This is a genomic window from Trinickia sp., from assembly GCF_051953405.1.
Lineage (GTDB): Bacteria > Pseudomonadota > Gammaproteobacteria > Burkholderiales > Burkholderiaceae > Trinickia.
This window is the reverse complement of record NZ_JBQCIV010000131.1, coordinates 41,454-66,531: the sequence shown is the minus strand read 5'-3', so window position 1 is coordinate 66,531 and position 25,078 is coordinate 41,454. Positions and strand designations below refer to the sequence as shown.

The 25,078-nt window shown below is 62.0% G+C and carries 23 protein-coding genes and 1 tRNA gene; 13 read left to right on the top strand and 11 right to left on the bottom strand.

Going from position 1 to position 25,078, the window contains the following annotated elements; genetic code table 11:
* Nucleotides 1-4: 4 nt before the first annotated feature.
* The 5 genes from ACTHN9_RS24005 to ACTHN9_RS23985 are packed head-to-tail and all read left to right on the top strand — an operon-like array spanning nt 5 to nt 4,871.
* A complete protein-coding gene (locus tag ACTHN9_RS24005) occupies nt 5-799 on the top strand; it encodes an ABC transporter permease (RefSeq protein WP_440539311.1) in 795 nt (264 codons plus the stop codon).
* 36 nt (nt 800-835) lie between these two features.
* Nucleotides 836-1,162, top strand: a complete 327-nt coding sequence (locus tag ACTHN9_RS24000; protein WP_440539310.1) for a (2Fe-2S)-binding protein — start codon at nt 836-838, stop codon at nt 1,160-1,162.
* On the top strand, nt 1,159-2,679 hold the full coding sequence (locus ACTHN9_RS23995; RefSeq protein WP_440539308.1) for an FAD-dependent oxidoreductase: 1,521 nt from the start codon (nt 1,159-1,161) through the stop codon (nt 2,677-2,679). The genes ACTHN9_RS24000 and ACTHN9_RS23995 overlap by 4 nt, the downstream gene beginning before the upstream one ends.
* Nucleotides 2,672-3,790: an NAD(P)/FAD-dependent oxidoreductase gene (locus ACTHN9_RS23990; protein WP_440539307.1), complete on the top strand. Its 1,119-nt coding sequence runs from the start codon at nt 2,672-2,674 to the stop codon at nt 3,788-3,790. The genes ACTHN9_RS23995 and ACTHN9_RS23990 overlap by 8 nt, the downstream gene beginning before the upstream one ends.
* A gap of 31 nt (nt 3,791-3,821) precedes the next feature.
* Nucleotides 3,822-4,871 carry an ABC transporter substrate-binding protein gene (locus tag ACTHN9_RS23985; RefSeq protein WP_440539305.1) on the top strand — a complete coding sequence of 350 codons (1,050 nt, stop codon included), beginning with the start codon at nt 3,822-3,824 and terminating at the stop codon, nt 4,869-4,871.
* Nucleotides 4,872-4,920: 49 nt separating this feature from the next.
* Here ACTHN9_RS23985 and rlmB read toward each other — a convergent pair whose 3' ends face one another.
* Nucleotides 4,921-5,664, bottom strand: a complete 744-nt coding sequence (gene rlmB / locus ACTHN9_RS23980) for a 23S rRNA (guanosine(2251)-2'-O)-methyltransferase RlmB (protein WP_440539304.1) — start codon at nt 5,662-5,664, stop codon at nt 4,921-4,923.
* A gap of 134 nt (nt 5,665-5,798) precedes the next feature.
* Nucleotides 5,799-8,273, bottom strand: coding sequence for a ribonuclease R (rnr, locus tag ACTHN9_RS23975; RefSeq protein ID WP_440539303.1), 2,475 nt, complete (start codon nt 8,271-8,273; stop codon nt 5,799-5,801).
* Between the two features lie 240 nt (nt 8,274-8,513).
* On the opposite strand from rnr, the gene ACTHN9_RS23970 reads away from it, so the two are divergent.
* Nucleotides 8,514-8,600: transfer RNA gene (locus ACTHN9_RS23970), tRNA-Leu, on the top strand.
* A gap of 165 nt (nt 8,601-8,765) precedes the next feature.
* On the opposite strand, the gene ACTHN9_RS23965 is transcribed toward ACTHN9_RS23970, so the two are convergent.
* Nucleotides 8,766-9,098, bottom strand: coding sequence for a type IV toxin-antitoxin system AbiEi family antitoxin (locus ACTHN9_RS23965; protein ID WP_440539301.1), 333 nt, complete (start codon nt 9,096-9,098; stop codon nt 8,766-8,768).
* Between the two features lie 395 nt (nt 9,099-9,493).
* Between ACTHN9_RS23965 and ACTHN9_RS23960 the strand changes: the two genes are divergently transcribed.
* The gene (locus ACTHN9_RS23960; protein ID WP_440539299.1) at nt 9,494-10,099 is read left to right on the top strand and encodes a sigma-E factor regulatory protein RseB domain-containing protein; all 606 of its coding nucleotides are present in this window, start codon (nt 9,494-9,496) and stop codon (nt 10,097-10,099) included.
* Between the two features lie 233 nt (nt 10,100-10,332).
* Here the strand turns inward: ACTHN9_RS23960 and ACTHN9_RS23955 are convergent, their stop codons facing one another.
* Entirely contained in the window at nt 10,333-10,548 is a 216-nt protein-coding gene (locus tag ACTHN9_RS23955; protein WP_440539298.1) for a hypothetical protein, read from the bottom strand.
* Here ACTHN9_RS23955 and ACTHN9_RS23950 point away from each other — a divergent pair.
* Both ACTHN9_RS23950 and ACTHN9_RS23945 read left to right on the top strand, forming a co-directional pair.
* On the top strand, nt 10,534-11,463 hold the full coding sequence (locus ACTHN9_RS23950) for a LysR family transcriptional regulator (RefSeq protein WP_440539296.1): 930 nt from the start codon (nt 10,534-10,536) through the stop codon (nt 11,461-11,463). The two genes, ACTHN9_RS23955 and ACTHN9_RS23950, sit on opposite strands and share 15 nt — an antisense overlap.
* Before the next feature lie 144 nt (nt 11,464-11,607).
* Complete coding sequence (locus tag ACTHN9_RS23945) at nt 11,608-12,666, top strand: DMT family transporter (RefSeq protein WP_440539295.1); 1,059 nt, start codon at nt 11,608-11,610, stop codon at nt 12,664-12,666.
* A 15-nt stretch (nt 12,667-12,681) separates the two neighbouring features.
* On the opposite strand, the gene maiA is transcribed toward ACTHN9_RS23945, so the two are convergent.
* The 7 genes from maiA to ACTHN9_RS23910 all read right to left on the bottom strand — a co-directional run bounded on the left by maiA (nt 12,682) and on the right by ACTHN9_RS23910 (nt 18,295).
* Nucleotides 12,682-13,326 (bottom strand): maleylacetoacetate isomerase, encoded by a 645-nt coding sequence (gene maiA, locus ACTHN9_RS23940; protein ID WP_440539294.1) that lies wholly within the window; start codon nt 13,324-13,326, stop codon nt 12,682-12,684.
* A gap of 16 nt (nt 13,327-13,342) precedes the next feature.
* Nucleotides 13,343-14,041 carry a fumarylacetoacetate hydrolase family protein gene (locus ACTHN9_RS23935; RefSeq protein ID WP_440539293.1) on the bottom strand — a complete coding sequence of 233 codons (699 nt, stop codon included), beginning with the start codon at nt 14,039-14,041 and terminating at the stop codon, nt 13,343-13,345.
* Between the two features lie 96 nt (nt 14,042-14,137).
* Nucleotides 14,138-15,184, bottom strand: a complete 1,047-nt coding sequence (gtdA, locus tag ACTHN9_RS23930; protein WP_440539292.1) for a gentisate 1,2-dioxygenase — start codon at nt 15,182-15,184, stop codon at nt 14,138-14,140.
* On the bottom strand, nt 15,177-15,512 hold the full coding sequence (locus ACTHN9_RS23925) for a non-heme iron oxygenase ferredoxin subunit (protein WP_440539291.1): 336 nt from the start codon (nt 15,510-15,512) through the stop codon (nt 15,177-15,179). The genes gtdA and ACTHN9_RS23925 overlap by 8 nt, the downstream gene beginning before the upstream one ends.
* Before the next feature lie 8 nt (nt 15,513-15,520).
* On the bottom strand, nt 15,521-15,994 hold the full coding sequence (locus ACTHN9_RS23920; RefSeq protein ID WP_440539290.1) for an aromatic-ring-hydroxylating dioxygenase subunit beta: 474 nt from the start codon (nt 15,992-15,994) through the stop codon (nt 15,521-15,523).
* Nucleotide 15,995: 1 nt separating this feature from the next.
* On the bottom strand, nt 15,996-17,252 hold the full coding sequence (locus ACTHN9_RS23915) for an aromatic ring-hydroxylating dioxygenase subunit alpha (protein ID WP_440539289.1): 1,257 nt from the start codon (nt 17,250-17,252) through the stop codon (nt 15,996-15,998).
* Nucleotides 17,253-17,308: 56 nt separating this feature from the next.
* Entirely contained in the window at nt 17,309-18,295 is a 987-nt protein-coding gene (locus tag ACTHN9_RS23910; RefSeq protein ID WP_440539287.1) for a 2Fe-2S iron-sulfur cluster-binding protein, read from the bottom strand.
* A 135-nt stretch (nt 18,296-18,430) separates the two neighbouring features.
* Here ACTHN9_RS23910 and ACTHN9_RS23905 point away from each other — a divergent pair, with 135 nt between their 5' ends.
* From ACTHN9_RS23905 to ACTHN9_RS23890, 4 genes are all read left to right on the top strand, one after another.
* The gene (locus tag ACTHN9_RS23905; RefSeq protein WP_440539285.1) at nt 18,431-19,333 is read left to right on the top strand and encodes a LysR family transcriptional regulator; all 903 of its coding nucleotides are present in this window, start codon (nt 18,431-18,433) and stop codon (nt 19,331-19,333) included.
* Nucleotides 19,334-19,493: 160 nt separating this feature from the next.
* Nucleotides 19,494-20,834, top strand: a complete 1,341-nt coding sequence (locus tag ACTHN9_RS23900) for an MFS transporter (RefSeq protein WP_440539284.1) — start codon at nt 19,494-19,496, stop codon at nt 20,832-20,834.
* 118 nt (nt 20,835-20,952) lie between these two features.
* On the top strand, nt 20,953-22,086 hold the full coding sequence (locus ACTHN9_RS23895; RefSeq protein WP_440539283.1) for a porin: 1,134 nt from the start codon (nt 20,953-20,955) through the stop codon (nt 22,084-22,086).
* A gap of 592 nt (nt 22,087-22,678) precedes the next feature.
* The gene (locus ACTHN9_RS23890) at nt 22,679-25,033 is read left to right on the top strand and encodes a beta strand repeat-containing protein (protein ID WP_440539359.1); all 2,355 of its coding nucleotides are present in this window, start codon (nt 22,679-22,681) and stop codon (nt 25,031-25,033) included.
* Nucleotides 25,034-25,078 lie beyond the last annotated feature (45 nt).

Genomic DNA, 25,078 nt, shown 5'->3' with positions numbered 1-25,078 from the left:
CGACATGCGACGCAACGGCCCCTTCGCTCTCGCCTTCCATACGCTCGTCATCGCCTTCGTCATGGCACCGCTCGTCATTGTGGTGCTCGTGGCCTTCACGCCCGACGAAACGCTGACGTTACCCACGCATGGGTTATCGCTGCGATGGTTCCGCGCGATCTTGAACTACCCGGATTTCATCTCGGCCTTCTTCACGAGCATCAAGCTTGCGTTCCTCTCGGCCACGCTATCGCTAGCCGTCGCGTTGCCGGCGGGACTCGCGATTGCGCGTGCACGGTTTCCTGGACGCGGCTTCCTGAACGCGCTGCTCCTCTCGCCGCTCGTCATTCCCGGGCTCGTGCTCGGCATCGCCCTGTTGCGCTTTTTCGCGCTCGTCGGTGCGACGGGTTCGTTCGGTTGGCTGGTGCTCGCGCATACCGTCATCGTGACGCCGTTCGTCATGCGGCTCGTCCTTGCAGCCGCGACCGGGCTCGACCGCAGCATCGAGCATGCCGCGCAATCGCTCGGGGCCGACGCTTGGACCACGCTCAAACGCGTGACGCTGCCGATGATCGTGCCGGGCATCACCGGCGGTTGGCTGCTCGCGTTCATCAACAGCTTCGACGAACTCACGATGTCGATCTTCGTCACGTCACCGCAAACCGTGACGCTGCCGGTTCGCATGTACATGTATGCGACGGAATCGATCGATCCGATGATGGCATCGGTATCGACGCTCGTGATCTTCGTCACCGCCGGCGCGATGCTGCTGCTCGATCGCGTCTATGGCTTGAACCGTATCCTCATCGGCCAGCATTGAAGGCATCGCCCTCGATGGTAATTAGGACAACGAACCATGTCTCATGACGAAGCGCAACTCGTGCGCCTAGCCGAAACCGGCCGCGCCGCCGTTTCGTTTACGCTCGACGGTGCGCCGTGCCGCGCGCTGGAAGGCGATACGGTGCTGACGGCGATTCTGACGCAACGCCGGGCGCTGCGCGCCTCGGATTTCAGCGGCGAGCCGCGCGCCGGGTTCTGTTTGATCGGCGCCTGCCAAGATTGCTGGATTCGTACCGCCGATGGGCAAGCGCTGCGTGCGTGTTCGACGAGAATCGAAGCGGGCATGCGGCTCGTCACGCATGCGTTCGGCGCGAATGCCGCGCACGGAGGGCCGGCTCGATGACGCACGACGCCGGAATCGTCATCGTCGGCGCGGGCCCCGCGGGCGTGCGCGCGGCGCAAACGCTCGTCGAGGCAGGCGTGCGCCCGATCGTGCTCGACGAAAACGCGCGCTGGGGCGGCCAGATCTATCGTCAGCCGCCCGAAGACGCGCGCTTTCGACGCTCGCCGCGCGACCTTTACGGATTCGAAGCGCGCAAGGCCACCGCGCTGCACGCCACGATGGCGAGGCTGCTGCCCGATATCGACTATCGGCCCCATACGCTGGCGTGGGCGTGCGAGATGCAGGTTGCGGACGATGAGAGACTCGCCCCGATCGAGGGCGACCGACACGCGCCGGCGGGCCGCCTTGCAACGCTACGCGACTCGCACGAGCAAAGCGTCCCCTTCACGCATCTGATCGTCGCAAGCGGTGCGACCGACCGTGTGTTGCCGGTGCCGGGCTGGACCTTGCCCGGGGCCTATACGCTCGGCGCGGCGCAAACGGCGCTCAAGTCGCAAGGCTGCGCGATTGGACGGCGCATCGTGTTCGCCGGCACCGGCCCGCTGCTCTATCTCGTTGCCTATCAATACGCCAAGGCCGGCGCACAGGTGCTGGCCGTGCTCGATACAGCCAGCACCGGCCTGCAAGCTTCGGCCTTGCCCCAGCTTGCGACGCGGCCCTCCATGCTCGCGAAAGGGCTGTACTACGTGGGCTGGCTGCGCGCACACGGCGTGCGAATCGAGCGCGGCGTGTCGCTGCAAGCCATCCTCGGCGATCGCCACGTCGCGGGCATCGCCTGGCAATCGGGATCGGGATCGGCATCGGCCGCACCGGCGCGCGCACGCGCTCAGACGCTCGAATGCGATGCCGTGGGGTTCGGCTATGGGCTGCGCCCCGAAACGCAGCTCGTCGATATCGCGGGTTGCCGGTTTCGCTACGACACCGGCAACCGATGCTGGTTACCCGAGCGCGACGAGGCGGGGCGCACGTCGGTTGCGGGCATCTATGTCGCAGGCGACGGAGCCGGCATTGCGGGCGCGGATGCGGCCGAGGGGGCGGGACGCCTCGCCGCGCTCGCCGTACTCGACGATTTAGAGCGCAAGCCGTCCGGACCACGCCGCTCCACGCGCGTCGACGCGCAGAGCAAAGCGCGCCGATCGCTGCACCGCATCGCCACCTTCCGTGCCGGGCTCGAAACCGCGTTCCCCGCCCCCTTCGAGCAGGCGCGTTCGTGGCCCGATGCCATGACGGTGTGCCGTTGCGAGGAAATCGATGCGGGCACGCTGCGCCAATGCATCCGCTCAGGCGCCGCGCGCGAAATCAACCGCCTGAAGGCACTCACGCGCGTCGGCATGGGTCGGTGCCAAGGCCGCATGTGCGGCGAGGCGGCATCGGCTCTACTCGCCTACGAGACGGGGTTGCCCTTCGATGCGATCGGGCGCTTGCGCGCCTCGGCTCCGATCAAACCGATCCCGCTGGCCGCTGCGCTCTTCGACGAACGCGTGGCTGCCGTGCCCGAGGATGCACGCGATGAATGAACCGGTGCGACATGTCGATGTGGCGATCGTCGGCGGCGGACTCGTCGGCGCCTCGGCCGCGCTGGCCCTCGCGTGCAAAGGGATGCGCGTCGTGCTGCTCGAGCGGCGCTATTGCGGCGCACAGGCGAGCGGCGTGAACTACGGCGGGGTGCGTTGCCAAGGCCGGCCTGCCGAACAATTGCCGCTCGCGATGCGTGCCCGACGGATCTGGGATCGATTGCCCGAGCGGATCGGCATCGACGGCGAATTCGTCGTCTCGGGGCACTTGCGCCTGGCGCGCAGCGAAGCCGATCTCGCGGGGCTGGAAACGTACGCGAGCATGGCGGAGCAGCACGGGCTGGCGTTGCAGTTGATCTCGGGGGAAACGTTCAGACGCCGCTACCCGTGGCTCGGCGCCGCGGCGGTCGGCGGCTCGCTTTGCGCGAGCGACGGGCACGCGAACCCCCGCCTCGTCTCGCCCGCCTTTGCGAGCGCCGCGCGGCAAGCGGGTGCGCTCGTGCGCGAACACACCGCACTCACGCACGCCGAATACGATGGCAAACGCTTCTCGCTGAGCGCGGGCGACGAGACGTTCGAATCCGACTGGCTCATCAACGCGGCCGGCGCTTGGGGGCTCGCGCTCGCCGAACGATTCGGCGATACGGTCCCGATGAAACCGATCTACCCGAACATGTGGGTGACCGAACCGCTGCCGCATTTTCTCGAACACAACCTCGGCGTGTTCGGCGGCGGCATTTACGCACGGCAAGTCGCGCGCGGCAATTGCGTGATCGGCGGCGGACGCGGCCACGGCGATGGCGATTTCGCGCAGCCGTCGTCGGACACGACGCGCGCCGTCATGCGCGATGCCTGTGCGCTCTTGCCCGCGCTGCGGCAGGCGCTGCTGATTCGCACGTGGAGCGGCGTGGAAGGCTGCACGCCCGACCACAATCCGATTCTCGGGGCGAGCCGCAACGTGCCGCGCTTGCTCCATGCATTCGGCTTTTCCGGCGGCGGGTTCCTGCTCGCACCCGGTGTCGGCGACGTGCTCGCCGACCTCGTGATCGACGGCGCCACCGAGACGCCGCTCGACGCGTTCGACGTCAATCGCTTCTCGGCCGTCCCCGCATGACGTTTCGCTTCCCAATGATTAGGAGACCTGAATGAACGCTTTGAGCATCCTCTCGGCCGCCGCGATGTTGACCGGCGCGGCCCTCGTGGCGACACCCGCCTGGGCACAATCGAAAACGATCTACATCGGCATGAACGGCGGGCCGATGGAAAAGGCTTATACGACGCAAGTGTTGCCGGCCTTCGAAAAGGCGAACAACGTGCAGGTCACCGTTGTGCCGGGCACGTCGTCCGATATCCTGGCCAAGCTGCTCGCCAATCGCGCGCATCCGCAAGTGCACGTCGCGTTCCTCGACGACGGGGTGATGGCGCGCGCCGTCAGTCTCGGCCTATGCGAAAAGCTCGACGATGCACCGGTTCTCAAAGAACTCTATCCGTTCGCTCGCATGAAAGACGATGTCGGCGCCGGCGTGCAGCTCGGCATGACCGGTATCGCTTATAACAAGAAGCTTTTCGCCGAGAAAGGCTGGGCGCCGCCCACGTCGTGGCTCGATTTCGCCGATCCGAAGTACAAGGGCAAGGTGGTCTTCCAATCCGCGTCTAGCAGCACATTCGGCTTGCACGGCTTCTTGGCGCTCAATCGCATCTGGGGTGGCAGCGAGCAGAACGTCGAACCCGCATTCACGAAGTGGGCCAGTACGGTCGGCCCCAACGTGGTCGAATACATTCCCAATTCGGCGAAGATTTCGGAGATGGTGCAAACGGGCGAAGCCGCCCTGTTCCCCTTGACGCCGACGGGCGTGGCCGATCTGCAGGACAAGGGTCTGCCCGTCGCCTACGTCAATCCGAAGGAAGGCCCGGTGTTGCTGCTCGTCGATGTTTGCGTCGTCAAGAACAACCCCGACGATCAACTGGCGCAAAAGCTTGCGCAATTTTTGCTGTCCGCGCCGGCGCAAGAGAAGGCCGCCGAAGCCGGCAAACAGATTCCGACGAATCGTCTAGCGAAAATGCCGGCCTCGATGCAGCAAAGCCTCGGCAATATCGAAAGCCTCGTGCACAAAGTGACGGTGGTGGACTGGGACGCGATCAATGCGCATCGCGCACAGTGGGACACGCGCTGGAATCAGCAGGTCGAGCGCTGAGCGTATCGGTTTCAACGAGGGCGGCCCTTAAGGCCGCCCTCGATCGGCATTAGCGCGCGCTGCTACGCTGGCGCACCGCTTCGAACAAACACACGCCGCTCGCGACGGAGACGTTCAAGCTTTCGACCGTGCCCGCCATCGGAATATGCATGACCTCGTCGCACGTATCGCGCGTCAGGCGCCGCATGCCCTCGCCTTCGGCCCCCATGACGAGCGCCACCGGACCGTCGAGCTTCGTTTCGTAGAGGCTGGCCTTGGCATCGCCGGCCGTGCCGATGATCCACACGCCGGCATCCTTCAATTCACGCAGCGCGCGCGCCAGATTCGTAACCGTGATGTAAGGCACGGTATCGGCCGCGCCGCTGGCCACCTTGGCAGCGGTTGCGTTCAAACCGACGGCCTTATCGCGCGGTGCGATGACGGCATGGGCGCCTGCCCCATCCGCCACGCGCAGACACGCCCCGAGGTTGTGCGGATCGGTCACCCCGTCGAGCACCAGCAGCAGCGCCGGGCCGTCGATGCCGTCGAGCAATTCCGCAAGATTTTGCGCGAGCGGTAAATCGGTGGCGCGCGCCACGACGCCTTGATGCCGCTCGGTATGCGCGAGCCCCCACAGACGCGTCTCGTCCGCCGCGATCAAGCGTACGCCCGCTTCCTTGGCCGTTTGCAGAAAGTCCTGCATCCGGCGATCGCGACGCGTCGCGTCGTAAAACACTTCCTCGACCGTCGATGCGTCGTGCCGCAAACGCGCGGTCACCGCATGAAAGCCGTACAAAACCTTGAGACGTGACATAGCTGAATGACAATCGGTATTACGTCGAGCCTAAAAAGGCGAAAGCACAGCGGCGCACCATGCGCACGCTGTGCCGAAAAAACATCGCGGCGCGGCCTCGCTGCAATCCGAAGCCCTGCGCCGCCGCGCGACGGCTAGCCCTTCTTGCGCGAGCGGGCCTTCGGTGCCCCCTTGGGCGCGCCGGTGCGTTTGCGGGCTGCCTGGGCGCGTGCCGCGCGCGCCTCGACGACCGCAGCCGATTTACCCGGCGCGGCCTGCTTGCGCCGTCCATCTTCGTTCGCAGCCAATGCGCGCACGCGCGCCCCCCGTGCTGCCGCCGGTACTTCCGGTTCGCCGACAGGCCGAGCCGTACCTGCTGTGCGGGACGTGCCGGCAGGCTTGACCGGTGTATCGCGCACGAGCCGGAAATCGATCTTGCGCGCGTCGAGATCGACACGGCTGACTTGTACGCGCACGCGATCCGACAAGCGATAGCGAATGCCGGTACGCTCGCCGCGCAGCTCGTTCTTGATTTCGTCGTATTGGAAGTAATCGGAGCCGAGTTCGGTCACATGAACGAGGCCTTCGATGAACAGCGAATCGAGCTGCACGAAAATACCGAACGACGTGACGCCGCTCACCATGCCGCCGTATTCCTCGCCGAGCTTGTCGCGCATGAAGTAGCACTTGAGCCAGGTTTCGACGTCGCGCGAGGCTTCATCGGCGCGCCGCTCGTTGGCCGAACAGTGCAGACCGAGTTCTTCCCAAATCGCGGTGTTTTCGCGCGCACGCGGCCGGGTTTGCTCGTCCGCCTGCTGCATCGCGCGAGCGCGCGGCGAGAGCGCGGTATTCAGCGCCACGCCGTTGGGCGCCGCGGGCCGGTACTTCGTGCCCGACAAGATCGCATAGATGGCGCGGTGCGTCAGCAAATCCGGGTAGCGGCGAATCGGGCTCGTGAAGTGGGCGTAGGCGTCGTATGCGAGGCCGAAGTGCCCGATATTGTCGGGGCTGTAGACGGCCTGCTGCATCGAACGCAGCAGCATCGTCTGCAACATCTGCGCATCGGGCCGATCGCGCACCTGCGCCATCAGCGCCGCATAGTCGCTCGCATGCGGGGTTTCGCCGCCGCCGAGCGATAGCCCCATTCCGCGCAAGAAGGTGCGCAAATTCTCGAGTTTCTCGGCGGTCGGGCCCGCGTGAATGCGGTAAAGGCCCGGATGCTTGTTGCGCTTCATGAAGTCGGCCGCGCAGACGTTCGCCGCGAGCATGCATTCTTCGATGAGTTTGTGCGCGTCGTTGCGCTGGCGCGGCAGGATCTGTTCGATCTTGCCTTGCGCGTTGCAGACGATATAGGTTTCGGTGGTGTCGAAATCGATCGCGCCGCGCTTCTGGCGTGCGGCGAACAGCGCCTTGAACACGCCGTACAGGTTCTGAAGCTGGGGCACGAGTGCCGCGCGACGCGCCGCCTCGGGGCCCTTCGTATTCGTGAGGACGGCGGCGACTTCCGTGTACGTGAGGCGTGCCGCCGAATGCATGACGCCGGGATAGAACTGATAAGCCTTGATCTCGCCGCGCGCGGTGATCAGCATGTCGCAAACGAGTACGCAGCGATCGACCTCGGGATTGAGCGAGCATAGCCCGTTGGAGAGCTTTTCCGGCAGCATCGGAATGACGCGGCGGGGAAAGTACACCGACGTGCTGCGCTCGATCGCATCGGTATCGAGCGACGTGTCGGGCCGCACGTAGTGGGAGACGTCGGCAATGGCCACGATGAGGCGAAAACCCTCGCCCCGCCCGACCGTCGTGGGCTCGCAGTACACGGCATCGTCGAAATCGCGCGCGTCCTCGCCGTCGATCGTAACGAGCGGCACGTCGCGCAGGTCGACGCGATGGCGAAGATCGACCGGGCGCACTTCATCGGGCAGGCCGGCGGCTTCGGCGAGCGTCGTATCGCTGAACTCGTGCGGCACGCCGTACTTGCGCACGGCGATTTCGATTTCCATGCCGGGATCGTCGATATCGCCCAGCACTTCCACGACGCGCCCGAGCGGCTGCGAATGCCGGCTCGGGAAATCCGTCAATTCGAGTACAACGATCTGGCCAACCTTGGCCTTTTTCGTGTTCTGCGTGACGAGGATGTCGTGGCTGATGCGCTTGTCTTCCGGGGCGACGATGAGGGCGCCGTTTTCGTTGAGCAGCCGGCCGATGACGCGCTTGTTCGCGCGTTCGGTCACCTCGACGATATGCCCTTCGGGCCGGCCGCGGCGATCGTAGCCGACGATGCGCGCGAGTACGCGATCGCCGTGCATGACCTTTTGCATTTCGGCGTTGGGTAGAAACAGATCGTCTTGCCCGTCGTCGCGAATGATGAAACCGTAGCCGTCGCGATGGCCCTGAACGCGGCCGGCGACGAAATTGGACGGATGGGTGAGCTGATAGTAGCCGCGTTTATCGAGCAGGATTTGGCCGTCGCGCTCCATGGCGCCCAGACGCTTGAAGAATCCTTCGCGCTCCTGGCGCTTGATCGACAGAGCCTCGGCAATGTCGTTGGCGGCGAGCGGCGATTCGCTCGTACGCAGCACGCCGAGGATTTCCTCGCGGCTGGGGATCGGGTACGGATATTTGCTCAAGGGGCGCTTATCGATGATTGTTTTGGCTCGATACGTTAGACACGGCAATGCGCGCCATTCTAACACCCGCTGGGGGCGGGACGAACGGGCGCGGGCCTTGCGTTGCGGCTTACGCGCGGTTTGCCGCGGCGGCGCCGAAATGGGGCTTGAATGCGGCGATTTGGGACCTATGCCGTGGAAGTGCTTGACAGCGTTATTGGGACGGTTATAATGGCGGTCTTTGTTGCAAGACGCACACCTGCCCAGGTGGCGGAATTGGTAGACGCACTAGGTTCAGGTCCTAGCGGTGGCAACATCGTGGAGGTTCGAGTCCTCTCCTGGGCACCAGTATTTTAAAAAGGTCAGCTTTGCTGGCCTTTTTTCATTATTCCGCCCAGGAAGTAAGGTGCCTGCGCGCCTTGCGTGGGGACTCGAAAGGCTGCGCTTGCAAGCGCAGCCGGCGTCGCGCTTGTGTGACCGAGTCCGATCTTGGGCATTGAGATGCGATCCGGGTCAATTTATCGCGCGCCGTCGCGCCGAACGAAATACTGCAGGTTCGACATAGAGCGTTTGCGAGGCTGGACGAAGCTGCCCAGTCAGTTTGGCAGCGGCCAGTTCCCCGCTCCACCACGCTTGCCGCGCAGGAAGTTCTGCGTGCTGCCACCACGACGGATCACCCACGGCAAACCGTTGCACGTTGAGCTTCGGCAAGAGGCGAAGCGGATAATTGATCGCCCACTCCTCCCTCAGTGCGGCAGGATCGAGCAATCGCCTGTCGTCCGCGCCTGCCAGCAGGCCGCGCTCACGTAGGTCGTCGAATACGCTGCCAACAGTCCCAAGCGCCACACCGGCGGATGACGCAATTTCCCGGTACGGACGGTTGACCAGCTCCTGAGCGGATACTGCGAAGCGCGTTCAACTTTTACTTATGTTCATACTTGGTGAACGCCAGCCCATGATGAACAAATGCATCCCACCTCCCACGGCGACGGCGAACCGCAATCTGGCTGCCGGCCGGCTCATCCACGGCCGGCCTGCCTGGAGCTTGCCTTCGGGCGGTATCCGCACCTTCTCGCGAGGATTGCATGGCACGAAACCGTGCGCCAAAATCACCCATCGTCCACGGACAAATACGTTCGAGTATAGGAGGCGGCAATGCGCATACCGGCGATCGAGGCCACAGGACTTTCGGGCACGGCGTCGCTGGCCGCGTCGAGTCCGCGGTTGCGCAACCTAGTGCGATGACCGACGCGCCGATTCCGGGCCGGGATTTCGTTTTCGAAGGACAAGCACGCTTCGATGCGCTCGCAAACTATCGGGTCACGCTGAAATCGACGTCGGCGGGAAAGGAACCGGTCGAGGTGCGCTACGGCTACCGCAAACCGGGCTTCGTTCGGATGGATTTCATCCGCCCGCATGCCGGCGCAACACTCGTCTACAGCCCCGAAACGGGAAAGGTCATGCTTTGGCCATTCGGTTTCGACACGTTTCCGAGGCTCATGCTGAACCCCGACAGTCGCATGATCCTGAGCCCGCAGGGTCATCGCGTCGACCAGTCCGACATCGGCACACTGCTCGTCAACGTCCGTGAGCTTCAGCGGCACGGCGATACGCAGGTCGTCGGCGATGAGAGGATCGGCACACGCAGCGCGTCGCATGTGGTGGTGACGTGCAGGCCCGGACATACGGTGACCGGCGTATCCCGCTACGAGTTGTGGTTCGATGCGGGCCATGGGCTGCCCGTCAAGGTCGCAAGCGAGCACGCGTCAGGCCAGCCAATCGAAACGGTGCTGCTGGAGGACCTACGCATCGACGTGCCGGAGTCGCAGCTCGAGCCGTTCGGATAGTCGCACCATAGTCGGTGGAGCAACCGCTTGGACAGGAGAGAAAGCGGCTATTCCACTAGGCATACAGTATGTTGCCGACGATCCCTAGTCGAATAGACTCACAACGTAACCCGAACCTCACCTCATCTCCTCGTTCAAGCGATGCCTCTACAGCATCGCGTGAGCGGCTAATCGGCATTGGAGTGTCCCGCGAATTTCGGCAATAGTGCATACGTGCCGGCACGACGGCGGCTTCATCCAATGCGAAAGCCGCCGCATAGTTGCGTCGCCGACGCGATAAATGGGATGCGCGCCGAACCGTTCATCACGAAGGCGATCGCTTCGTCTGGAAATTCAAGTAAGCGCTCCTCCATAACTTCGGATTGGCAACCCTGCTCCTCGATGTTTCTGAATGAGCAGCGGACAACACCATCTTGCACATCGACGAGGAGACCATGGAACTTCGCCATTTACGTTACTTCCTGATGATCGCCCAGACCGAGAATGTCCGCCGGGCATCACGCAATCTTCACGTCACGCAACCCGCCATCACGCGCCAGTTGCGTGACCTCGAAGAAGAACTTGGTGTCGACCTGTTCGAGCGCCTGCCTCGCGGACTCAAGCTCAGCGCGGCGGGCCGCGCCTATCAAGAAGAGGTATCCCAGATCATGGCGGCAATCGACCAGGCACGCGAACGGGCAATCCGCGTTGCAGCGGGAGAGATGGGCATTCTGCGCATCGGATATCTAGAGGTATCGGCGTGGAAGGGAATCGTGCCCGAGACCTTTCAAGCTTACACACGCAAATATCCCTCGTTGCGCCTCGAACTCTTGCCGGACAATACCGCTCGTCAATATGAATTGCTCGAACGGGGTGAAATCGACGGCGGATTCGTCTACCCGTTCGATGATTTGCCCGAGGGCTGCGAAGCTATTCCTGTGCGAAACGACAACATCGTTCTAGCGACTCCCACGAGTTGGAGCGACCGTTTCTCGGAAAGAATATGCGTTGCAGAACTCGAAAAAATGCCATTCATTGGCTTTCATCGTGAAGAGCATCCTGCCTATCACGACCGTCTCCTTGCCGTCTGTGGGAAGGTCGGTATTTCACCGAGGACGGTGCAGATCGTTCGTGACGAGGGTGCTGTTTTGAGCCTCGTCTCGGCGGGTATCGGTGTGGCCATCGTCAACGACGCGAATAAGGATCGGCCGCCGTCCGGCGTACGATTCCTCCCTGTAGAAGATCTCTCCCTGCCTCTGAGCCTGCATTTTGCGTGGCAGACGGAAAATACCAATCCGGCGTTGCGAGCATTCTCGCACATGCTTCGGGCACACAGTAGCGTGGACTCTGACGCCCTCATCGAGGCTCCGTCCCTTGCGCCATAAAGCGATAGCCGGCGAACGCTGCCCCCTTCTTGCGATGCTCGGAAAGCATCAATAGCGCGACAATTTACGATTGGAAGTTCAGTAGCCGATTGTCCAGAATCGATTCCAGAAACGCTTTTCGTCTGAAATCAACTGGAGGTCGACATGTTTGACACAGGAAACAAGGCCATGGCCGACGCAACGTCCGACGGGTCAAGGAACACTCCCGCCAGCGGTACCATGCGCCTGGGCGCTGTCTATGGCTTATTGGCAGTTTTGGGCTGGGCCATCTTCAACGTGAGTTCAAAGGCCGCCCTCAATCATGGCTTTATTCCCAACGACCTCACGATGATGCGGTACGGCGTCTCTGGCCTGTTCTGCATTCCGTTGCTGTGGCGTGCCGGGCTCAGGAACGCTGGAGGTCTTGGCTGGCCGCGGGCGATCCTTCTCGCGTTGGCAGCAGGTCCCGTTTTTGGACAGCTTGTTAACGTGGCAATGCCTTTTGCGCCGCTCTCGCATACCGCCATCATGGTGCCCGCAGTGGCAATGCTCGGCGGCTTGGTGGTTGGCCACTTCATATTGAAGGAGCGCGTTTCCGCTCAACGTTGGGTCGGCGCCGCAGTTATGGGTGCTGGCTTGCTATGGCTGATGCTTCAAGGCGGTGGCGACCACCCGATGCCGAAGGCATGGATCGGAGATCTGCTGTTTGTCGCGGCTGGCTTTCTCTGGACCGCATACACATTTATGCTCAAGCGTTGGAATGCGGATCCTGTTTCGTCGGTAGCCGCGGTGAATGTGATATCCGGCTTCGCGTATCTTCCGGTGTATCTGATCACAGGGCACGGACAACTTCCTCATGTCAGTCTCGGTTGGTTCGCCGGGACAGCGGCACTACAGGGTATTGTCGCCGCGCTATTGACGGTGTACGCATATGCCAAGTCGGTTCGCATCTTGGGGGCGTCGCGTGCGGCGGTACTGCCGGCCATGGTACCCCCTGCCGCGCTGATCATCGGCGCGGTTACGATTCACGATATTCCAACTTCTCTTCAGGTCGCTGCTGTCGCCATCGCAATGATTGGGTTTACGGGAGCAGTGGGCGCGTGGCCCGCCATTCGAATGAACAGGAGACAGACGACGCCTCCTCGCAATCGCCTGCTGGCGCACGCATCCATTACGGCTACACAAGGTCGCGCTCAACACCCGATACTGCACCAGTCGAAATGACAGCAATATTCCAGATCACGGCGCAACGAAGTCGGGCTGCAAACTGGGCTGGGCGGCGGCGAAGGCCGGCTGCTCGCTCGCATGCCGATACACGGCCTGGCTCAACGGATACGCGTCCAAGTCGCAGCCCATTCTCATCGCATTGGCCATTTGCGGCACGAGACAACAATCCGCGAGGGTCGCTGCATCGCCGAAGCACCATGGCCCGCTTCCATAATCGGCAAGCAGCCGCTCTACCCCCGCCATCCCCTCGGCAACCCAGTGCCGGTACCACGCGCTCTTCTGCTCCGGCGTAACATTCAACGTGTTCTCGAGATAACGAAGCACGCGAAGGTTGTTGATCGGATGCATGTCGCACGATATCAAATACGACAGCTCGAGTACGCGAGCGCGAAGCGTCGGATCGGTCGGCACGAGCCTTGGGTTTGGAAAGCGGGCATCGAGCCAATCGATGATCGCGAGCGACTGCCCAAGGTGGAAATCGCCGTCCACCAGCGCCGGGACAGCCGCGAACGGGTTAATCATGCCGAGGTAGCCGGCGGCGCGCTGCTCGCCGGCGCGGATATTGACCGGCACGTAATCGAACGGCAAACCTTTGAGCGCCAGCGCAATCCGCGTGCGGTAGGACGTCGAGCTGTTGAAGAAGTTATAGAGTTGCATCGTCGCCCCTACCGATTCAAACAACCCGCACACGCAGCTCGCCCAGCCGTTCGATGCCGACCGTCATCAGGTCGCCCACGTTGACCGCACCGACGCCTTCGGGCGTTCCCGTATAGATGACATCGCCGGGCTCCAGACGGAAGAACTTCGATAGATCGGCGATCGTTTCGGCCACGCTCCAGATGAGATGGGAGATATCGCTGCGTTGCTTCGTTTCCCCGTTGACCGTCAGCCATATCGGCGCGCTTTCGAAGTGCCCCACGTCGCTCGCGCGATGAATCGGACCGATCGGCGCCGAGCGGTCGAATGCCTTGCCGATTTCCCACGGCCGGCCCATCTCGCGCATCTTCATCTGCAAATCGCGGCGCGTCATATCGAGGCCGACGGCATAACCGTAGACATACTCGAGGGCCCGCTCTACCGGAATATCCGCTCCCGAGCGACCGATCACGACGACAAGCTCCGCTTCGTAGTGGTAGTTCGACGTCTGCGACGGATACGCGAGTTCGAGCGTTTGCCCGTCCGCTACCGGCACCACCGCATCGGTGGGCTTGCAGAAAAAGAACGGCGGTTCGCGGTCGGGATCGAATCCCATCTCGCGCGCGTGCGCCGCGTAGTTCCGGCCAACGCAATACACACGGCGCACAGCGACCTGCGCGTCGCTGCCCGCAACAGCCATGGCGACCGGGGCCTCGGGAGGAAATACGAAAGTCATGACGAAAATTCCTTGTGACCTTATTAATCGATGAATTGAGCAACCCGACAGACGTCGAATGCGACCCGCGCGCGACCTGCACGCGTCCGCCGCCGACTACAATCGCGCCTCGCGTAACAGATTCAATGCCGACAACACCGGCCGGTCGGAATAGCTAAATAAAACGCAGTCGCTATCCGCGCTTAGACTGACCGGTTGCCAAGACGGCGCGACGAACACGTCGTGCGCGTCGAATGGGAAGGTTTGCTCGCCGATCCGCGCAACACCGCGTCCCTCGACGACGCAATAAACCGTCGCATCGGTGCTGCGGTACGCCCGCCCCCGAAAGCCGGCCGGAAGGAACTGCATGAACATCGCAATCGTCGGCATCGGCCAGCCGCCTGTGGCCGGGTTGACGTAACGCAGCTTCACGCCGTCGCACTCGTCCAGATCGCCGTTCCGATAGAGGACATCGAGCGCCTCTCGCGTACGCTCGTAGGGGTAGCTGAAAATCGGCGAAGCGGGATCCGTCACTCGATGCCGAACCGGCGCCATGTTGTATCCGAAGCGTGCCCAGCTATCGCCTTCGGGACGCAGCACAGGCTGCGTCGCTTCCGGGTAGGTCTCCGCAAACCCCGCATCGAGATGGCCGATCAAAGGAATGTCCAGACCGTCGAGCCAAACGACGGGCTCGCCGCCGTCGTCGATCGTGGGATTGCCGTGGTCATGCCACGTCCACGACGGTGTGATGATGAAATCGCCAGGATGCATCGTCGTTCGCTCGCCGTTGACGGCCGTCCACGCTCCGCGTCCTTCCACGATGAATCGCAACGCCGATTGCGTATGCCGATGGCTCGGCGCGATTTCGCCCGGCAAGATCAATTGCAGCCCGGCATACAGCGTGGACGTTATGCTCGACTTGCCGGGCAATCCCGGGTTTTCGAGTACGAGCACGCGGCGGACCGCTTCCTCGGCGCTGATCAGCGTCCCGGCTTCCATCACGAGGCCGCGAATGTCGGCATATTTCCAGATCGCGGCAATGGCCTGCGGCCGCGGCGTCTTGGGCACCAGGCTGTGCAGCGATTCCCAAAGCGGCGATAAGCCGCGCGCGTCCAATTGCCGATAGTACGCGCCGCGCTGCTCGCTCAATGTCGTGTCATTCATCGGTGCCTCCCGACGCCGATACGTCGACGAAGACGAAACCGCCCTCGATCTTCACGGGATACGTGCGAATATCCGTCGTCAACGGCTCGCACATGGCCTTGCCCGATCGCACGTCGAATTTGCCTTGGTGCAGCGGGCATTCGATCTCGTGTCCGTCGAGAAATCCGTCGCATAGCCGGGCATGACCGTGCGTGCAGAGGTTGTCGGTGGCGAACACTTCACCGTCGACACCGTAAATCGCCATCTCGCGGCCGGCCGCATTCACGGCCGTCACGTCGTCCGCCGGCACGGCAGACAACGCGATGACTTTCATCCATTGCGTTTCCATGGCTTGCCTCAAATGGGATAAATAATCGAGTTCGCGATCATTTCGCTATCGAAGACACAGACTTTCGATTCGAACTTCAACCCATTCGGCGTGGGGCGGATCGTATCGAGGTAGCGTCCGACATTGAATACCGTGGGCAGCTCGTCGGGCTTGGTCCGAAACACGGCGTAATTGGCCTCGGCTTCGATGCGCCCGTCTCCCACCCGCAGGATGCGCGGCACCCCGATCACGTGGCGCTGATAGTACGGATCGTGAAAGATCGTCTCGGTGATGCCGTACACGCGGTCTTTCAACATGCCCTTGCTCTCGAACGCGAGCGTTGCCAGCGGCAGGCCACGATCGAAATTCTCGCGAGGCTGAATCTTGTACGTGCATTCCTCGGTAAAGCACTCGGGCCACTTGTCCCAATCGTTGCGATCGATAATCGCGGCGTAGTCGGCATACAGTGCCAGCACGGCTTGGTAGGTTTCGAAATCGAGCATGTCACACCTCCATCACGCGGCGCCAGTAGTCGTACATGCCGCGTATCAGCGTTTCCGTCACCATATGGTCGGTGTTGGCCACCTCTTTCCCGCCCAGCTCCGCGATCGTTCGATGGAACGGCTTTTGTTCGAAGCCTTCTTGAGAGAACTCGATGACCTCGCCGTCGTCGGCCGACACGAATCCCGCCGGACCGAATAGATTGGCCTGACGCAGGCGCCGACGCGTCATGTCTTCGCTATCGTCCTCGAATCCGAAATGCGTCCACACGAAGTCGAACGAGCCATGCCCGTTCGGTTGAATGTGCCGCGTCGATACCGAGTTGACCTGCTGCTGAACGATCACGCTCGGAAAGATCGTCATCATTACCGCAGTAGGATCGCCCCACCACGGTTCATGAACGACGTCCAAAAAGCGATCGTCGTTCAGCGTCATCCTGTCCTTGAAGCTCGTGACGCCGCTCGTCACTTCGCCTTTGCCGCCGGTGCCGCGCGTCGAGATCATGGCGGCATGGCGAAATTGGTCGTCCATCTTCAGTTCGGACTTATTGTCCGCACGCCAAAGGCCGAACGTCACGAACCAGGTATGGAGCAGACCCGGGTGATAGGGATCTTTGATGTTCTCCTGCATGAGCTTCCAGTTGCCCGGAATGCGCTGCCGGTTATAGCCAAGAATCTTCAGCTTGCGTCCGTCGAACACGCGGTCGAAATACGCGAGGATCGTCGGCCCGAGATACGTTTCGAGCGAAGGAAGATCATGGTCGAACGACGCGAAGATCACGCCGTTTCGGCAAGCGACGTTAAGCTTTGTCAAGCCGTGCTGCTTCGGATCGAAATCGGCCGGCATACCGCCGTTCACCTTGCCCTCGGCCTTCACGCCCCGGCGGAACGGCACGCCGACGAGGTTGCCCTTTAGATCGTAATTCCATTGATGGTAGGGGCAGGTGAAATCCTTCCGGTTGCCGAACTTCTCGCGGCAAAAGCGCACGCCGCGATGGGCGCAGACGTTTTCCACGACGGCGATCTCGCCCTCCTGGGTACGCGCGACGATAACCGAGCGCTCGCCGATCACCGTGCGCTTGAAGTCGCCCGGATTCGGGATTTCGGCTTCGAGTCCTACGTAGCACCAATGATTCGCATAGAAAAAGCGATCGAGTTCGCGGCGATAGGTTGCATCGTCCGTGTACGTCCAAAACGGAATGCGACTCGAGCCCTCCTCCTTCCAGGCCGGCCGTACGAAGGTAACGGGCGCCTCAGTCATGATTCGTCTCCTGATAGCTAAACTTCAAACGTCTTCTGTCTTCTCGATGGCGGCAATCAAACGCCGCTCGCATAAAATGCGTCGGCGTAAACGTGTTCCGCACGAATTCCCTTTTGACGAAGCAAGATCGTCGAAGCATCGACCATCGCGGGGGCACCCGCGACGTACGCACGCCACCCTTTCAAGCTGTCCCAATCGTGCTTGACCGCATCGGTTACGACACCCGCTCGGTAGGGCCCGGGCTCGTTCGTCGATGTGACGACCACGTGAACCGTCAAATTCGGTAAGCGCGCCTTGAGTTCGTCGAGCCACTCGATGCCGTAGATATCGCGCGGCGAGCGCACGCCGAAATACAGATGCACGGGATACGCCACCCCTTGTTCCGCCATCGAGCGAACGATCGACAAGATCGGCGCGAGTCCTGTGCCGCCTGCGATACAGATCACGGGATCGGTCGTCTTCGATCGAAGATAGGCGGTACCGAGCGGCCCGCTCAGCCGAACGGCATCGCCTAGCTTCAATTGCGTTGCGACATAGGACGTCACGCGTCCGTCCGGCACGATACGGATATGAAACTCCGCTTCTTCGCCGCCCGCCGTCACGGCCATCGAATAAGGCCGAACCAGATCCGGGGCGAATTGCACCGAGGCATACTGGCCCGCAGAGAAGGAAAACGGTTTGGACAGTGCCAGCCGGACGCGCTTGATGTCATGCGTGAGATCTTCGATCCCAACGACCGTCGTCTTGATGATCTTCGATGGGTGGACGACGATCTCGTCCACCTCGGGAATCTCGATCGTGCAATCTTCGACCAGGGTCGCCTGACACGCGAGCACCGACTGTCCATCGGCGGTTGGCCGGCCTGTCTCCGCCGCGCCGGTGACCAAGACGTTGCCGGACACGACCCGGCATCGACACGTGCCGCAACGGCCGGCCATGCAACTGTACGAGATCGGAACTTCGTTGCGACGCAGCGTCTCCAGCAAGTTCTCGCCCGATCGCACTTCGAGCGTTCTTCGCAGCGGTAGAACGGACACTTCCATGAGCCCTTGTCTCCTAAGCACTCAACTTATGGAGCGCATGATGCACGCCGCTGCGCTATTGATAAATAGAAATGCGTTGATATGGAACATCACCAGGATTGATAATGCGGTGGAAGCCACCGAGCGGAACCGCGTATGGAACTGAAGGACATCGACCTGAACTTGCTCGTCGTATTCAACGAGCTGCTGCGTCAACGCCGCGTGTCGGCAGTCGCCGCGACGTTAGGCATTTCACAACCCGCGATCAGCAATGCACTGAACCGGCTCAGAAAGGTGCTCGGCGACGAGCTGTTTTTGCGCACGTCGAAGGGCATGACGCCCACCCCATTCGCCGAAGCCCTCGCCGAATCGGTCGGCTACGCGCTAGGCACGCTTCACGATGCACTGAACGTCAAGGCGGGTTTCGATCCGGCCTCGGCGACGCGCGCGTTCGCCATCGCCATGACCGATATCGGCGAAATCTACTTTCTGCCGAGTCTCATGAAGCGGCTGGCCAAGGCGGCACCGGGCGTATCGATCAGCACCGTGCGCAATCAATCGGACGCCTTGCGCGACGAAATGGAGCGCGGCAACGTCGATTTGGCGATCGGGTTCCTGCCCGATCTGAAATCGGGTTTCTTCCAACGGCGCCTCTTTCGTCAGAAGTATGTGTGCCTATTTCGGAAGGGGCATCCGCTCGCCAAGAGCGGCATGACGACGAAAGCGTTCCTGGAATCGGAACACGTATCGGTCGTTGCCGAAGGCACCGGCCATGGCATGGTGGATTCGGCGATTCAACGAGCGGGACATCAGCGCAATGTGCACCTGCGCGTGCCCCACTTCGTTGCGGTCGGCCATATCCTTCAGACGACGGACCTCGTGGCGGTCGTGCCGGAGGCCTACGCCGTGCGCACGCTCGCGCCGTTCGACCTCGTCAGCGCGCCTTGTCCTGTGAGAATCCCCGATATCACCATCAACGTACTTTGGCACGCTCGCAACCACCGCGAGCCCGGCAATCAATGGCTGCGGCAGTTGGTGTTCGATGAATTCTCGATTTAGTGCTTTCCCTAGGCGCCGCGTGGGCGGCGCGGGAGCCCCGACGCGCAGCAAAATAATCTTTGTGAATGGGCCTCATTCACGCACTGCGTAGACGTGCCTGCGGCAACTTGGCAACCTTCGTGACACTTACAAGAAGCAACGATGTTCACGGAGACGAAACATGCCCTCACCCGACGGTACGCTCGAGATACGCGCCTGGCTCGATCGCCAGCGCATTTCCTTGTTTCAATGGACGGTATTGCTGCTGTGCTTTGCCGTTGTCGCGGTGGACGGATTCGATACCGCCTGTGTCGGATTCATTGCGCCCGCGCTGAGCCGGCAATGGCATCTTCAACCGGCGATCCTCGGCGTGCTGTTCAGTGCGGGCCTCATCGGACTCATGGTCGGCGCACTATTATTCGGCCCGCTTGCCGATCGGATCGGCCGACGTAAAACGCTCCTTGCCACGGTTGCCTTCTTTGGCGCGGCAAGTCTCGCGACGGCATACGCGCCAAGCATCGGCCCCCTGATCGCATTGCGCTTCATTACCGGGCTGGGTCTCGGTGGCGCCATGCCGAACGCAATCGCCATGACGTCGGAGTATTGTCCCGAACGGAAAAAGTCCTTTCTGACTACCGTCATGTTCTGCGGCTTCACGTTAGGCTCGGGCATGGGCGGCGTGGCCGCCGCGCAGCTCATGCCTTCGCACGGCTGGCGCAGCATCTTGTTGCTCGGGGGCGCGCTGCCGCTACTGCTCGTGCCGATCATGGTCGTGGCCTTGCCGGAATCGGTGCGTTATCTCGCGCTTTGTAAGCAGGCGTACCCCGAACGCATCGCGCGCATTTTGCAAAAGATCGCACCGCTCCCCGCCCCCGCACCGGTGCAATTCACGCTCGACGAAACCGTTCGAAGCGGGTCGCCCGTTAAGCAGCTTTTCACACCGGAATATCGCGCCGGCACACTGCTGCTGTGGACCGTTTTTTTCATGAGCCTGCTGATCGTCTACTTGCTCACGAACTGGTTGCCGACGCTCGTCCACCGTTCCGGCATGCCGCTGGCGATCGCTTCCGAAGTCGCGGTGATGTACCAAGTGGGCGGGACTGTCGGCGCACTGGTCATCGGCCGGATGATGGACAAGGCGAACCCGACAGTCGTGCTGGCCGCGTCCTATGGGTTCGGCGCACTCTTTCTCGTCGCAACGGGCGCGGCGGCAGGCGCTTCCCTCGCGGCGGCGATCATGGGTGTCGGCTTTTGCATCAGCGGGTCCCAGATCGGCGCCAACGCCTACGTGGCGCGCTACTACCCGACATCGAGTCGCGTGACCGGTATCAGCTGGGCGCTAGGGATAGGCCGGCTCGGCTCGGTCATCGGCGCCCTCGTTGGCGGTGCGCTGCTCTCGTCCAACATCAGCTTCCCCACCCTGTTCGCGATCGTCGCCGTGCCCGCGGTCATCGCCTCTTTCGCCATCCTTGCTTGTGGACGGCAACTGCCTCGCACGACGTCGGTCCAGGCCGCCCTATAACCGCGATGCAACATTAGGGACCCGCGCCTGACGATCGGCTCTGAAAGATTATTAATTACGTAGTAGTCCTAACTATACAGAGAGCGAAAAGCTCCCTCAATCACGGAGTGTGGAGACAATGAAGTTATCGACATGGATCGCCGCTGGACTTGCCGCTTCCAGCGCCTCGGCGTTCGCCCAAAGCAGCGTCACGTTATATGGCATCGTCGACACCGGGATCGAATACGTGTCGCACGCCAACGCTGCCGGCGACAACTTGGTCCGCATGCCCGGCAATACCGGCGAATTGCCGTCGCGATGGGGACTGAGAGGCGTCGAAGATCTCGGGGGCGGACTGAAAACCGTCTTCCAGCTCGAAAGCGGTTTCAATCTGCGAGGCGGCGACATGGGGCAAGGCGGTCGGCTGTTCGGCCGGCAAGCATGGGTAGGCCTGCAAGGTCCGTGGGGCACGGTCTCGTTCGGCCGGCAGTACACGATGACTTTCTGGGCGCTCGCGGAGTCGGATATTCTCGGCCCGGACATCTACGGCAGCGCAGCGCTCGACACCTATATCCCGAATGCGCGCAGCGATAACACTGTGGCGTACAAGGGTACGTTTCATGGCGTGACGCTCGGCGCAACGTACTCGTTCGGGCGCGACTCGGCCGGCACCGGCAACTCGCCGGGTCAGGGCACGTGCGCGGGACAGGTGGCCGGGCATTTCGCCCAGTGCCGTCAGTTAAGTGCGTTGATCCAGTACGACGCGAAGACATTCGGCGTATCGGCGGCCTATGACGAGCAACGCGGCGGCGCGGGTGCCGCCGCCAACTTCTTCAACGGCATCGCGCCGTTTGCGTTGACTAACGAGTCGGATAAGGATACGCGAGTGCAAGTGAGCGGCTACGGAAGGCTCGGTCCGGTGAAGCTAGGCGCCGGCTGGATCGGGCGCCGCGTGCAGACCGTATCGCCCGCGATACCCGATGTTCGCTCTAATCTATTCTTCGCCGGGGCTTCGTATAGCGCCACGCCCACGGTGCTCATCGACGGCGAAGCGTTCCGGATTGTCGATCGCGAGCAAGACACGCGCGCGACCATGGCCACCTTAAGAGGAACCTATCTCTTATCCAAGGCTACGGCTGTTTATTTACAGACCTCTTACTTGTGGAATAGCGCGCATGCGCATTACAGCTTGAGTGCCGGCGGCGGCGGCACCACACCGGGCGCGGGTGCCGGCCAGTTAGGGGTGATGGCGGGCATTCGGCACATGTTCTGAGCGGACGCGGGTTTGCGCGACCGGCCTCGTACGGTCGCGCAAACCTAGTCGCACGTGAACCACCGTCCCCACACGCAGCCCTAGCCTCGCTCGGCACCGACGAGAGCTGCGTCCCCCGCACGCCACGCGTCGGGTTCCCAATTTTCGCCATCATCCCAAGCGACGTTTGCGATAGTCGCTTCCCGCCACGATATGTGTATTTTCACCCGATTTGGGTGAACTCGCGAATCGACACGTTCATTCACGCTCAAGCTTTCAAATAACGGATATAGCAAGGCGTCTTTTCGCATTCATTCACATTGAATTTACAATACGATTACACGCCCTCGACTGAGGGCTCTCCGCCCATCCTGTCATGCGTAGCTTGGCCATGTCCGACGAACGGCGGCACCGATGGCGCGAAAATAGGGCATCTCGTCCGGATTGACGAACCACCACGAAATAAAAATTAACAATTTGATCGGAAATAGTCACCATATTGTTATTCACCTTCAAATACACGATCCGTGCTTTTTGATGTAATTAGGGTGGATACATGGAAACATTCCGCGATGGAATATCAACGATATGCACGAGGGCTGCCATGAACAATATGCGAAGCATAGACTCTCCCCTTAAGTTAAACCCGATGATGTCGTTCGTACTGGCCGCCGTGGCAGCGCTGTGCGGCGTGTCGCCCGCCGCGAATGCCGGGCCGCTGCCTACCGGGGGGCACTTCGTCGCCGGTACGGGATCGATCGGCGGCAACGGGACATCGATGACGATCAATCAAAGCTCGCGACGAGGCGTCATCGACTGGACGAGTTTTTCGATCGGCTTCGGCAATCGCGTGGACTTCAATAACGGCACCGGCGCCACGCTGAACCGCGTCACCGGCGGCGATCTGTCCATGATCCTCGGCTCGCTTTCGGCTACCGGTAGCCTCTATTTGATCAACCCGCAAGGCGTCGTTGTCGGGCCCAGCGGCATTGTTTCGACGGGCGGACGCTTCGTCGCCTCCACGCTCGACGCCGATAACACCGCATTTATGAATGGCGGGCCACTGACGCTCACCGGCCACTCCGATAAGGGTGTCATCAACTTCGGCAAGATCGGCTCCACCGGTGGCGACGTGTTTCTCGTCTCGAGCAAAGACGCAACGAATCTCGGCAGTATCAGCGCGCCCAACGGCACAGCCGAATTGGCCACCGGCCATCAAGTGTTGCTGCAGGATTCGTCGAGCAGCCGGCAGGTGTTCGTGCAGGTAGGCAGCGGCGGGACCGTGTTCAATGCCGGCACGATCAAAGCCGCACAAGTGAGCCTGCAAGCCGCCGACGGTAACGTCTATGCGCTTTCGGGCAACCATGCAGCCCTTCGTGCCACCGGCACCGCCACACGCGACGGCCACGTCTGGCTCGTGGCCGATACCGGTACCGTCAACCTCGCCGGCACGCTCGAATCGAAGCACGCGGACGGCAGCGGCGGCACCGTCGATACTAATGCGGGGAACCTCGTCTTCACCGGCACCCCGACCGTCTCCGCCGGAACCTGGAACATCACCACGCCGAACATGTGGCTCACCGATGCCGCCGCCGCATCGTTCTCGCGCAGCCTGAACGCCGGCACCTCGGTCAACGTGCAAACGACGGGCATCGGCCGCCCCAACGGCGACATCGACGTGGCGTCGAATATCGGGTGGAACGGCGCGGCATCGCTCAACTTGGGGGCCTATCACGAGTTGCGTATCGATAAGGGCGTAACGATCAAGAATCAAGGCAGCGGCAACCTGACGCTGCGCGCGGATGCAAACGCCATCGATAACGGCGGCAGCGTCTTCAATAGCGGTACCGTCGATTGGGCGAAGAGTACCGGTATCGTCAGCGCTTACTACGACATGAACGGCTCGTATCTGCCGGGTACCTTGCTTTCGAATGCTTCATGGGCGGCTCCGGCGTATAGCGGGCTCGTGACGCAGATTACAGGCTATAAGCTCGTCAACTCGCTGGCCGATCTCGAAAACATCAATACCGATCTCGCCGGCAACTACGCGCTCGGTCGAAATATCGACGCGAGCGACGGCGATAATTTCCCACTCGCGGGAGGCAACACGCCCTTCACCGGACAATTCGACGGCAGGGGCTACTCCGTCAGTTCGGTGACGGTAAGCGGAGGCATACAGCCGCTGGGAATGTTCGGCGTCTTGGGCAAGAGCGCGGTGGTGCGCGACTTGAACGTCAGCGGCAGCGCGACGACGATCAGCAATGGCATCAATGGCAGCCAAACGGGCGCGATCGCGGGGATTTTGGCTGGGGTGAACGATGGGACGATCGTCGGAGTGAATACGTCCGGCAGCGTGGGGGAAAACACCTTCGGCAATGGCCTAACTGCCGGCGGGCTCGTAGGCGAGAATTACGGCACAATCCTGCGCTCCTCGAGCAGCGCAGGCGTTTCGGGCGATGGATGGTCAGGCGGCTTGGTTGGTGCGAACTACGGGACCATCGGCCAATCCTATGCCTCGGGGACGGTGACGATGGTGGGAGGCGTGATGGGCGCGCTCTTGGGAAGCCCAGGCGGTCTGGTCGGCGTCAACAATGGGACGATTGCGCAATCGTACGCGACGGGCACCGTGCAGGGTGGATGCGGCATGATCGCCTGCGTTGGCGGCGCCGCCTTCGTCAATACCAACAATGGGACGATCAACCAGTCGTTCGCGACCGGAAACACGCCGTACGGTACCGGCTTTACGCAGCTAAGCTCGGGCACGATCGGAAACGATGTGTACTGGGACGTAGACACCACTGGCACCGCCGACGGTGGTCAAGGCGCTCCGGCGACCAACGGGCTGACAACCGCGCAAATGAGCAACCCCGCGAGCTTCGTCGGTTGGAACTTCGGCCCGAACGGTGTCTGGGCGATGCCGGCAGGGGCAACGCATCCTGTGTTGGCGTGGCAAGTGAACCCGCAATAACGCCTATGAGTCGCTTCCGCCCTTCGCGTGCGTTTAGACGAAGGG

What these genes read in the sequence shown, in the direction of transcription:
- ACTHN9_RS23990 (WP_440539307.1), top strand. Translation starts at nt 2,672, where the DNA reads ATGAATGAACCGGTGCGACATGTCGATGTGGCGATCGTCGGCGGCGGA.
- ACTHN9_RS23910 (WP_440539287.1), bottom strand. Translation starts at nt 18,295, where the DNA reads ATGGAAGTGTCCGTTCTACCGCTGCGAAGAACGCTCGAAGTGCGATCG.
- ACTHN9_RS23895 (WP_440539283.1), top strand. Translation starts at nt 20,953, where the DNA reads ATGAAGTTATCGACATGGATCGCCGCTGGACTTGCCGCTTCCAGCGCC.
- gtdA (WP_440539292.1), bottom strand. Translation starts at nt 15,184, where the DNA reads ATGAATGACACGACATTGAGCGAGCAGCGCGGCGCGTACTATCGGCAA.
- ACTHN9_RS23935 (WP_440539293.1), bottom strand. Translation starts at nt 14,041, where the DNA reads ATGACTTTCGTATTTCCTCCCGAGGCCCCGGTCGCCATGGCTGTTGCG.
- rlmB (WP_440539304.1), bottom strand. Translation starts at nt 5,664, where the DNA reads ATGTCACGTCTCAAGGTTTTGTACGGCTTTCATGCGGTGACCGCGCGT.
- ACTHN9_RS23985 (WP_440539305.1), top strand. Translation starts at nt 3,822, where the DNA reads ATGAACGCTTTGAGCATCCTCTCGGCCGCCGCGATGTTGACCGGCGCG.
- ACTHN9_RS24000 (WP_440539310.1), top strand. Translation starts at nt 836, where the DNA reads ATGTCTCATGACGAAGCGCAACTCGTGCGCCTAGCCGAAACCGGCCGC.
- ACTHN9_RS23950 (WP_440539296.1), top strand. Translation starts at nt 10,534, where the DNA reads ATGGAACTTCGCCATTTACGTTACTTCCTGATGATCGCCCAGACCGAG.
- ACTHN9_RS23900 (WP_440539284.1), top strand. Translation starts at nt 19,494, where the DNA reads ATGCCCTCACCCGACGGTACGCTCGAGATACGCGCCTGGCTCGATCGC.
- ACTHN9_RS23890 (WP_440539359.1), top strand. Translation starts at nt 22,679, where the DNA reads ATGCGAAGCATAGACTCTCCCCTTAAGTTAAACCCGATGATGTCGTTC.
- ACTHN9_RS23905 (WP_440539285.1), top strand. Translation starts at nt 18,431, where the DNA reads ATGGAACTGAAGGACATCGACCTGAACTTGCTCGTCGTATTCAACGAG.
- ACTHN9_RS24005 (WP_440539311.1), top strand. Translation starts at nt 5, where the DNA reads ATGCGACGCAACGGCCCCTTCGCTCTCGCCTTCCATACGCTCGTCATC.
- ACTHN9_RS23995 (WP_440539308.1), top strand. Translation starts at nt 1,159, where the DNA reads ATGACGCACGACGCCGGAATCGTCATCGTCGGCGCGGGCCCCGCGGGC.
- ACTHN9_RS23955 (WP_440539298.1), bottom strand. Translation starts at nt 10,548, where the DNA reads ATGGCGAAGTTCCATGGTCTCCTCGTCGATGTGCAAGATGGTGTTGTC.
- ACTHN9_RS23915 (WP_440539289.1), bottom strand. Translation starts at nt 17,252, where the DNA reads ATGACTGAGGCGCCCGTTACCTTCGTACGGCCGGCCTGGAAGGAGGAG.
- ACTHN9_RS23925 (WP_440539291.1), bottom strand. Translation starts at nt 15,512, where the DNA reads ATGGAAACGCAATGGATGAAAGTCATCGCGTTGTCTGCCGTGCCGGCG.
- maiA (WP_440539294.1), bottom strand. Translation starts at nt 13,326, where the DNA reads ATGCAACTCTATAACTTCTTCAACAGCTCGACGTCCTACCGCACGCGG.
- ACTHN9_RS23945 (WP_440539295.1), top strand. Translation starts at nt 11,608, where the DNA reads ATGTTTGACACAGGAAACAAGGCCATGGCCGACGCAACGTCCGACGGG.
- ACTHN9_RS23920 (WP_440539290.1), bottom strand. Translation starts at nt 15,994, where the DNA reads ATGCTCGATTTCGAAACCTACCAAGCCGTGCTGGCACTGTATGCCGAC.
- ACTHN9_RS23960 (WP_440539299.1), top strand. Translation starts at nt 9,494, where the DNA reads ATGACCGACGCGCCGATTCCGGGCCGGGATTTCGTTTTCGAAGGACAA.